Origin of the sequence: Thermogemmatispora sp. (assembly GCF_019683635.1) — a bacterium.
Classification (GTDB): Bacteria; Chloroflexota; Ktedonobacteria; order Ktedonobacterales; family Ktedonobacteraceae; genus Thermogemmatispora.
The window spans coordinates 1-8,387 of sequence record NZ_JADGIA010000215.1; the positions used below are offsets into that span (position 1 = coordinate 1).

Below are 8,387 nucleotides of genomic sequence, written 5' to 3' on the forward strand. Positions count from 1 at the left end.
AAGGAGTATGCACATGAGTATGAGCGAATTTGAGGAGCAGGCAGAGAACAGGGAATGTCGCGATGCTGTCTCTTTCTCATTCGGTGGCCGCAGGGTGACGCTTCCTTCCGATTTCAGTGAGGAGGAGGTGGCTTTCGCCCAGGAGCTAGATACACTCTTCTCTCTTCCCGAAGAGGAGATTCCGCCATACTTTGTGCATACCTTACTTGAGTCTGAAGATCCACGTTTTGCTCCGGTCGATTCCGGCTTTGAGCAAAGAATACGTGCCCGCGTCTTTCAGCGTCTGAAGCTGCAGCGTCGTCTTTTTGTCCTGGAGGAGAGACGTCTCTGGAAAGAGCTGGTGCGCGGGATGGGCCTGAGCCGACGCCTGCTGCTGGCCAGCGCCTCGCTCCTGCTCTTCATGATTCTGACGATGGTCATTACTGCCCCGTCGTTCGCCTCTGGTCTGGTGATTCTGCTGCAGGGGGTCCAGAGCGGTGTCTATCCGGTGCATGGTCCGTTGACAAGACCTGTGGTCAGCTCGCCTCTCAATACGACCACGGGCCACAACGATCAGGTGAGCCTGCTGGCTGTTGAGCGCGAGCTGCATTTCCCGCTCTATTGGCCGGCAGAGATCCCTGATCACTATGTGCTGCGCAACATTTATCTCTACAGTGACCATGTGCGCGGCTGGCCCGTGTGGACCGACGGGCCGATGGTGGAGTTCCGCTACTCCTTAATGGCGCCTGGTACCCCCTGGCATGACGCGAGCGAGTTGGCGATCCGCGAGTTTAAGCCCCAAGGCCAAGTTTATCAGGTGGTGGAGGCCGATGCCATCCACCCTCTTCAGGTCGATAGCCAGGGACGCGCGGCGGCCATCTATGTTGAAGGTCAGTGGGTGACCATTAATACCTACGCACGTCGCTGGATCTATAACGGTCATTGCGAGCTGCTCACCCAGCGCGATGGCGTTGTTTTCTGGATCGCTGGCCAGTGCTCGCCGCAGACGGGCCTCAATGTGGAGACTTTGCTCTCTGTTGCGAATTCCTTGCAGGAGCTGCAAATACAGCATCTGCTGCATACCGGTGTCTCGCTGGTCTCAGCGACGGCCCTGAATCGCTACCTGCCTGGTCCCTTCGATGGCGTGATCCTCTCGCTCTCGCTCGATAGCAGCCTGGATAGCCCCTATCTCCGCCTCGTTGGCCCGGATCAGCCTGCCGATAGCTTGGCCCAGGCCAAGATCTCCTCGTCTCACGGCTCACAGGTCCAGGGCCATCAGAGTGCCAGCGGCCATACGACGACTGCTTCCTCCCAGGCGGGCCAGCATCATTCCTAGCGAGGGGCCGGGTGGGGCAGGCTGTCCTGCTCTGCTCTGTCTACCTTGCGGCTCTTCGCGGGTCTTCATCTGGACTGGTTTCCTGGCTTGATTCCTCTCTGGACAAGGACCGGGCTGATCTGGTATCCTCTAAGAGGAGGAGCATGATTGTGACGCTGCTCGTTTCGCGGGCGCTAGCTCGCTCGCGAGAGAAGAGCAGCAGCGCGATCCTGCTCAAGATGGCGCTTCACTCTGCAACGACGCTGAGCGGCGCCAGGAGGAAGGAGCTTATCCTCAAAGGAGAGGGTCTATGAAGGCACAGATTACGCAAAGGAAGGCACAGTCTCGACGGCGCGGTCTCCCCAACCTCCGTCTCTGGCGACAGCGTCGTGGTCTCAGCATCGGTCAATTGGCCGATATGACTGGACTGCGTCGGACGACGATCGCTCACCTGGAGGACGGGCGCGAGGAGCCTCAGCCTTATCACGTTCGTCTCTTAGCGCGTGTTCTGGAGATCTCGCAGCTGGAGCTGGTTTCCTAGCCAGTCCGGCTGGCAGGCCAGGCGGACGGGGTGGGTTGGCTGGCGGCTGAGGAGCCTGCCGTTATTTCACGGTCTGTACTCTTCTGAGAAGCGTCACACGGCTTCGCTCCTGCACGGCCCTGTGGGCAGCTGGCAGCTCAGTGCAGGCCCCTGGTCAGGACGAGAATGTTATGTCGGACGAAGAGGCACGCCTGCAGGTCACGAGTAGTCAGCCAGTACAGCCGACGCGCCGCCGCGGACGACGGCGCCTGGTGGTGATTCTCTCGCTCCTGGTGGCCGTGCTGGTGATCCTGGCCGCCCTGCTCTATAGTCAGCGGGCGCTGGTGCGTAGCTTGTTGACTGGCTCGCATTTTGTGGGCGGCAATGCCTCCGTCGCCTCTCTGCATCTTCCCCCCGGCTTCAGCGCTACGATCTTCGCCCAGGGCCTGTCTGCTCCCCGCTTTATTACCTTCAGCCCTGATGGCACACTCTTTGTGGCCGAGCGCGGCACTGGGAGCATTGTGGCCTTGCCCGATCCAACGCACAGCGGGAAGGCCGCCCGCCGCGTGGTCGTGGTCTCGGGCCTCAACGATCCAACCAGCCTGGTTTTCTATCAGGGCGCTCTCTACGTGGGCGAGGCTTCACGTGTGACACGCTTTACCCTGGATGCCTCGTTCCATGTGACAAGCCGCAAGGTGATCGTCCCCAATCTGCCTACTGGCGGCAACCACGTGACGCGCACGGTCTTGATCGGCCCCGACGGTCGCCTCTATGTCTCGATTGGCTCCTCTTGCAATGTGTGTATCGAGTCGGACCCCCGCCGCGCTACGGTCATGGTCTTTAACCTCGATGGCAGCGGTGGCAGGATCTACGCCCGCGGCCTGCGCAATGCCGTCGGCATGGCAATCAATCCGTGGAATAAGCAGATCTGGGTGACCAATAATGGCCGCGATTTGATGGGCGATAATACGCCGCCGGAGACCATCTATGCCCTCCAGGATGGGGGAAACTATGGCTGGCCACGCTGCCACGCCGGCGATATTATCGATCCCGATTATGGCCACCCCGGCGATTGCCGCGGCGTGGTGCAGCCGCTGGTGAAGATGCAGGCCCACTCGGCTCCGCTGGGCCTGGTCTTCTATACGGCCAATCAGTTCCCCGCTCACTACCACGGCCTCTTTGTGGCCTTCCACGGCTCGTGGAACCGCACAGTGCCAACGGGCTATAAGGTGGTCTTTATCCCACTTGATGCCCACGGCGCGGTCGCTGGCCCGGTCGAGGATTTCGCTACCGGCTGGCTGCTGAATAATAACGACGCTACGGGGCGCCCCGTGGGCCTGGCCGTCGATCCTCAAGGCTCGCTCTACGTGAGCGACGATAAGGGCGGTTATATCTATCGCATCAGCTATACGGCTCCCCCGACTGCCGATCCCTGATCGAGCCGACCACTCCGCTCCCCCATGCTGGCAGACTTGACAACTCCTCTCTCCTGGAATATCATATTAATTGATCAGTCAGTTAAATTATGGGATAGGGAGAGATGGCCCGTCGACCCAAGACAGAAGGAACAGAGGATCGCCGCGAGCAGATCATCAATGCGGCCTTGCGGGTCTTTGCGCGCAAGGGCTTCGCGCGGGCGACCAATAAGGACATCGCTCGCGAGGCGGGCATTACGCCGGGGTTGATCTACTACTATTTTGCCGACAAGGAGGCCCTCTTGCAGGCGGTGATTGAGATTCACTCGCCGCTGCACCTCTTTGAGCAGCTGGAGCCGGCCCAGTGGGATGCGCCCCCTCCCGAGTTTCTGCGTGCAACCCTGCTCCAGGCCCTGGACATTATCGAGAGCGAGCAGGTTTTCAGCCTGATCCGTACGGTCCTTTCGGAGCTGCTCCACGGCGCAGAGACCCCCCTGCTACCCGGGCTGTTCCTGCCGCGCGTCATCGATGTTCTGCAGCGCTACCTGCGTCTGCAGCAAACGAAAGGCGCTCTACGCGCGGAGATCTCCGCCGAAGAGGCGGCCCAGGTGCTGCTGAGCGCGATGATGGGTCTGGTGATGCGCCGCCAGCTATTGCGCGACGCCAGTGTGCTGCGTTACTCACATGAGGAGCTGGTGTCACTCGTCCTGAAGACCATCCTGCCTGGCCTGCTGCCTACGGGCTAATCTCTTTTTTTACCCTGCTTATTAATTAACTGGTCAGTTAATAGAAGGAGGGAAGCAACATGGCTGAGAGCAGCCGAACCGGGTCGAACTCGCGAGCGCCGGGCGTCGGTGAGCCGCTTGTTGTCTGCGAGGAGGTAGTCAAGGTCTTTGGCAAGCTGCGGGTGCTGGATGGCCTCAACCTGACCATTGGAGCGGGCGAGACCTTCGGGCTGGTGGGTCCCAATGGCTCGGGGAAGACAACGCTGATGCGCATCCTGGCGGGTCTGGTGCGTCCGACGGCGGGCAGCGTGCGCGTGCTTGGGCGGCGTATGCCCGATCCGGCGATTGCCGCTTCGATCGGCTACATGACCCAGCTCAGCGCGCTTTACCTCGATCTGACGGCCCGCGAGAACCTGCGTTTCTTTTGCAGTATCTATGGTCTGCGCGGTCGGGAGCGAGAGCAGCGCATCAATGAGATTCTGGAGCGGGTCGAGCTGAGCGCTAGCGCTGATCGGGTGGTGGGGACCTTCAGCGGTGGCATGCGTCAGCGTCTCTCATTGGCCTGCGCGCTGGTGCATCGCCCGCGGCTGGCCCTGCTGGATGAGCCGACGGTTGGAGTTGATCCCGAGCTGCGGCGCGCCTTCTGGGACTACTTCGCGCAGCTCAATCGCGAGGGAACGACCATCGTGGTCTCAACGCATCACCTCGATGAAGCGGCGCGGTGCAGCCGGCTGGGACTGCTGCGCTTCGGCAAGCTGCTGGCCTGCGGGACACCACAAGAGCTGCTGGCAGAAGCCGGCACCAACGATATGGAGACGGCCTTTCTCCACTATGCCGCTCGTGAACGGCGGAAGGAGGTCACAGCATGAACGGTGCGCGTATTCTGGCCTTGACGACGCGCATTATGCAGCAGATCGTGCGCGATCGCCGGACGTTAGCCCTGGTCTTTCTGGGTCCCTTGCTCGTGATGAGCATTTTATATGTGGTACTCACGGGTAGCAGCGGCAGCGTCCCTACCCTGGCCCTGGTGCGTCCCACGGGAGCGGGCAGCGAGACGCTCAACACCCTGATCGATCGCCTGCTGCCGCCGGGCTCGCGCCTGAAGACGATCACGATTCTGCCTGATGAGGTGGAGACCGTGCTCAATAAGGGGGAGGCCGACGCGGCGCTGATCTTTCCATCGGATCTGGCGACCCGGCTGGCGCGCGGCGAGCATCCGACGCTCCAGCTTGTGCTTGAGGGATCTGATCCCTCTGTTGCCAGTGCCATGCGGGAGACTGTCACGGCCCTGGTGGGTCAGCTGAATGTGGCGCTGGCTCAGGCTCAGAGCCAGAGAGGTCAGGCCCAGGGGCAGCTGCCTCCTGTCAATGCACCGGCGGCCCCGCTGTTGACCTTAGCGACGCCGCGCTATCTGCATGGCGGCCCGGACTATACCTTTAACGACGCTCTAGCTCCCGTCTTTATTGGGGTCCTCTCCTTCTTCTTCGTCTTTCTGCTCACCTCGGTCGCTTTCCTGCGCGAGCGCTCCCAGGGGACGATTGAGCGCGTGCTGGCCTCGCCTCTGCGCCGTGGCGAGCTGGTCATGGGCTATGTCTGTGGCTTCACCCTCTTCGCCCTGGTGCAGTCGGTCGTCGTCTTGCTCTTCGTGATCTTTGTGCTGCGGGTGCACTATCAGGGGAATCTCGGCCTGGTCTTTCTGGTGGCGATCCTGCTGACGGTGAGTGGCGTGAACATGGGCATCTTTCTCTCGACATTTGCCCAAAACGAGTTTCAGATCATCCAGTTTATCCCTTTGGTCTTTGGGTTGCAGGTCCTCCTCTCGGGAATCTTTTGGCCCGTAGCACAGCTTCCCAGCTGGTTGCAACCCCTTTCTTACCTGCTCCCTTTGACCTATGCCAATGAGGCTCTACGCGATGTGATGCTCAAAGGAAGCGACTTCACCCAGATTGCTCCGCAGCTGGCGGCGTTGCTGGCCTTCATGTTGCTGATGATTGGGCTGAGCGCATTGACCGTGAGGCGTCAGGTCGCCTGATGAAAGAAAGGTTGTGTCAGACTAGAAAGGAGTGTCTGCTCATGTTAGAAGAGGCTGGTGCCACGCGATTGGAAGCCGCCGAAGAAAAGGGGAAGGCCGGGCCTTCTCCGCAGCAGGAAGTGGCCTGCTGCATTGTCGGGGGAGGCCCTGCCGGCTTGATGCTGGGCTTGTTGCTGGCGCGTCAGGGCATCTCTGTGCGGGTTCTGGAGGCGCATGGGGATTTCGATCGCGATTTTCGGGGGGATACCGTGCATCCCTCGGTGCTGGAGATCATTGATCAGCTGGGCCTGAGCGAGGGCCTGCTGGCGCTGTCCCATAGCCGTGTGCAGCAGTTTTCTCTGCAGACCGACGAGGGCCTGCTGGAGCTGACGGATTTCCGCCTGCTGCCGACGCGCTATCCCTACATGATGCTGGTGCCCCAGGTCGACTTTCTGTCGTTTCTGGCACGCGAGGCCCAGCGCTGGCCGGCCTTCCAGCTGGAGATGGGGGCGCGTGTTGAAGAGCTGCTAGAGGAGGAGGGGCGCATCGTTGGCGTCCGCTATCGAACGCGCGAGGGCTGGCGCGAAGTGCGAGCGCTGCTGACGGTCGCTGCTGATGGTCGCTTCTCACGGGTGCGCCAGCTTGCCGGTTTGCAGCCGGTGAAGACCTCGCCACCGGTCGACGTCCTCTGGTTCCGCTTGCCACGCCAGCCGGAGGACCAGCTCGGCTCGGGCGGTCGCTCCCTGCGCGGCAGGACGGTCGTCGTGCTTGAGCGCGGTAGCTATTATCAGATTGGCTATCTTATTCCCAAAGGGGGGTATCAGCGTCTTCATCAGGCAGGGCTGGCCGCTCTCCGCCAGGAACTGGCGTCGTTTTTTCCTCCGGAGCTGGCGGCCCGTCTGGAAACCCTCCAGGAATGGAAGCAGATCGCGGTCCTCACGGTTGAGTCCAGCTATCTCAAGCGCTGGTACCGTCCGGGGCTGCTGCTCATCGGCGACGCGGCGCATGTCATGTCGCCAGTGGCTGGGGTAGGTATCAACTATGCCATTGAGGATGCTGTAGTGGCGGCCAATATCCTTAGTGGCCCATTGAAGAGAGGCGTGGTGAGCTGTGATGATTTGGCACGTGTCCAACGCGCGCGCCTCTGGCCTACACGTCTGATGCAGCGTGTCCAGGAGCAGCTTCAGAAGCGCGTTCTTGTGCCGGGCCTCCTGAAGGAGGAAAAGCCATTTCACCTGCCAGCCTGGTTTCGCTGGCTGCTGCGCCGACGACTTGTTCGCCTGCTGCTGGCGCACTTTATCGGGCTGGGGATACCTCGGGTCAGGGTAGCAGTCTAAAGGTGGCTTGGGTTGATTGAACGTGATGAAGAGACATGCTCTCTGCGCAGGGCCTGTCAGTTCTTCTTGAGGCTCTGCGCAGAGAGCATGCGGGTAATTACTGGTTGTTCGCACGCGTGCGCACTCAGGCCGTGATGGCGCCGACCTGCTTCTCGAAGTTCTTGAAGAACTGATCGAGGGCCAGCTTGAGGGTATTTTTCATCACGACCTCGGGTGTGGCGGCGATCTTGCCTTCGAGAGTAGCCTCGGCGGCGTAGCTCAGGTTGGTGGCGGCGGCGCCATCCTCGGCGAGCGTGATAGTACAGCTGGCCTTGATGCGGCCCAGAGCGTTATATGGCTCGCTCAGCAGTACAACGCGCTCGGGGGCCACAACCTCGCCAGTGCGCACGTAAACGGTATACGGCCCCTTCAAACCGGGGATGTTGGGAGAAATAACTAGCTTCAGCTCGCGCCCCGTGCGCCCGTCAGGGTTCTCAACATACTCGGCGTTCTCGCAGCCGGGGATGCTCTCTTTGAGCACCTGTGGATCGAACAGGGCATCAAAGACGCGCTGGCGCGGGGCTTTGATCTGCTGACTGCCCGTGATTTCCATCGCGGTCTCGAAACCTTCCCTCACAAGAGAATCTGGCCCTGCACGGCCCGTGCGGCCTGCTGGCTGCTATGGGGGCTGGCAGGGAGGTGTAAGGAATTTCCCTCAACATGATCAGTATATCCCCTGTATGAAGTCGCTTCAATCCAGAGGCTAGGAAGTACCACGAGAGGACCGGGACACGTGTGGATGATCGGGGAGACACAGCCTGATCAGAGTAACGCTGGCTGATTCTGCTCGCTCGGGCCAGCGGGCTTGCTGCCTTGTGAGACGTGACGGCCTGGCTCTCGTGAGACTGGAGAGTGGAAGAAGTCGAGAGGTGGAAAGCTGCTCCGCAGAGTGATCGCGGCTCCTCTGCTCACCTATCCTCACTGGGGCAACTCAGGCTAATGGCGATGAAAATGACTGACTCTGCAGATCTCCCTGATATACCTGGATCCCTAAATAAGGTGGAAGGAGAAAGCTGAACTGGACATCCTTATCCATCCTTTCATAT

At 60.7% G+C, this 8,387-nt stretch carries 9 protein-coding genes; 8 read left to right on the top strand and 1 reads right to left on the bottom strand.

Annotation, left to right across the window (positions count from 1 at the left end; all coding sequences use genetic code 11):
- Positions 1-13 precede the first annotated feature (13 nt).
- The 8 genes from IRZ31_RS18135 (at position 14) to IRZ31_RS18170 (ending at position 7,302) form a co-directional block, all read left to right on the top strand.
- A complete protein-coding gene (locus IRZ31_RS18135; RefSeq protein WP_297156237.1) occupies positions 14-1,315 on the top strand; it encodes a hypothetical protein in 1,302 nt (433 codons plus the stop codon).
- Positions 1,316-1,458: 143 nt separating this feature from the next.
- Positions 1,459-1,608, top strand: a complete 150-nt coding sequence (locus tag IRZ31_RS18140; RefSeq protein WP_297156239.1) for a hypothetical protein — start codon at positions 1,459-1,461, stop codon at positions 1,606-1,608.
- Positions 1,605-1,835 carry a helix-turn-helix transcriptional regulator gene (locus IRZ31_RS18145; protein ID WP_297156241.1) on the top strand — a complete coding sequence of 77 codons (231 nt, stop codon included), beginning with the start codon at positions 1,605-1,607 and terminating at the stop codon, positions 1,833-1,835. The genes IRZ31_RS18140 and IRZ31_RS18145 overlap by 4 nt, the downstream gene beginning before the upstream one ends.
- Positions 1,836-2,005: 170 nt before the next feature.
- Positions 2,006-3,250: a sorbosone dehydrogenase family protein gene (locus tag IRZ31_RS18150; RefSeq protein ID WP_297156243.1), complete on the top strand. Its 1,245-nt coding sequence runs from the start codon at positions 2,006-2,008 to the stop codon at positions 3,248-3,250.
- A gap of 104 nt (positions 3,251-3,354) precedes the next feature.
- A complete protein-coding gene (locus IRZ31_RS18155; RefSeq protein ID WP_297156245.1) occupies positions 3,355-3,975 on the top strand; it encodes a TetR/AcrR family transcriptional regulator in 621 nt (206 codons plus the stop codon).
- Positions 3,976-4,034: 59 nt separating this feature from the next.
- Entirely contained in the window at positions 4,035-4,823 is a 789-nt protein-coding gene (gene ccmA, locus IRZ31_RS18160) for a heme ABC exporter ATP-binding protein CcmA (protein WP_297156247.1), read from the top strand.
- Positions 4,820-5,986, top strand: coding sequence for an ABC transporter permease (locus IRZ31_RS18165; RefSeq protein WP_297156249.1), 1,167 nt, complete (start codon positions 4,820-4,822; stop codon positions 5,984-5,986). The genes ccmA and IRZ31_RS18165 overlap by 4 nt, the downstream gene beginning before the upstream one ends.
- A 41-nt stretch (positions 5,987-6,027) precedes the next feature.
- Complete coding sequence (locus IRZ31_RS18170; RefSeq protein ID WP_297156250.1) at positions 6,028-7,302, top strand: FAD-dependent oxidoreductase; 1,275 nt, start codon at positions 6,028-6,030, stop codon at positions 7,300-7,302.
- A gap of 124 nt (positions 7,303-7,426) precedes the next feature.
- Here the strand turns inward: IRZ31_RS18170 and IRZ31_RS18175 are convergent, their stop codons facing one another.
- Entirely contained in the window at positions 7,427-7,894 is a 468-nt protein-coding gene (locus IRZ31_RS18175; RefSeq protein ID WP_297156252.1) for an SRPBCC domain-containing protein, read from the bottom strand.
- Between the last annotated feature and the right edge of the window lie 493 nt (positions 7,895-8,387).

What these genes read in the sequence shown, in the direction of transcription:
- IRZ31_RS18135 (WP_297156237.1), top strand. Translation starts at nt 14, where the DNA reads ATGAGTATGAGCGAATTTGAGGAGCAGGCAGAGAACAGGGAATGTCGC.
- IRZ31_RS18140 (WP_297156239.1), top strand. Translation starts at nt 1,459, where the DNA reads ATGATTGTGACGCTGCTCGTTTCGCGGGCGCTAGCTCGCTCGCGAGAG.
- IRZ31_RS18145 (WP_297156241.1), top strand. Translation starts at nt 1,605, where the DNA reads ATGAAGGCACAGATTACGCAAAGGAAGGCACAGTCTCGACGGCGCGGT.
- IRZ31_RS18150 (WP_297156243.1), top strand. Translation starts at nt 2,006, where the DNA reads ATGTCGGACGAAGAGGCACGCCTGCAGGTCACGAGTAGTCAGCCAGTA.
- IRZ31_RS18155 (WP_297156245.1), top strand. Translation starts at nt 3,355, where the DNA reads ATGGCCCGTCGACCCAAGACAGAAGGAACAGAGGATCGCCGCGAGCAG.
- ccmA (WP_297156247.1), top strand. Translation starts at nt 4,035, where the DNA reads ATGGCTGAGAGCAGCCGAACCGGGTCGAACTCGCGAGCGCCGGGCGTC.
- IRZ31_RS18165 (WP_297156249.1), top strand. Translation starts at nt 4,820, where the DNA reads ATGAACGGTGCGCGTATTCTGGCCTTGACGACGCGCATTATGCAGCAG.
- IRZ31_RS18170 (WP_297156250.1), top strand. Translation starts at nt 6,028, where the DNA reads ATGTTAGAAGAGGCTGGTGCCACGCGATTGGAAGCCGCCGAAGAAAAG.
- IRZ31_RS18175 (WP_297156252.1), bottom strand. Translation starts at nt 7,894, where the DNA reads ATGGAAATCACGGGCAGTCAGCAGATCAAAGCCCCGCGCCAGCGCGTC.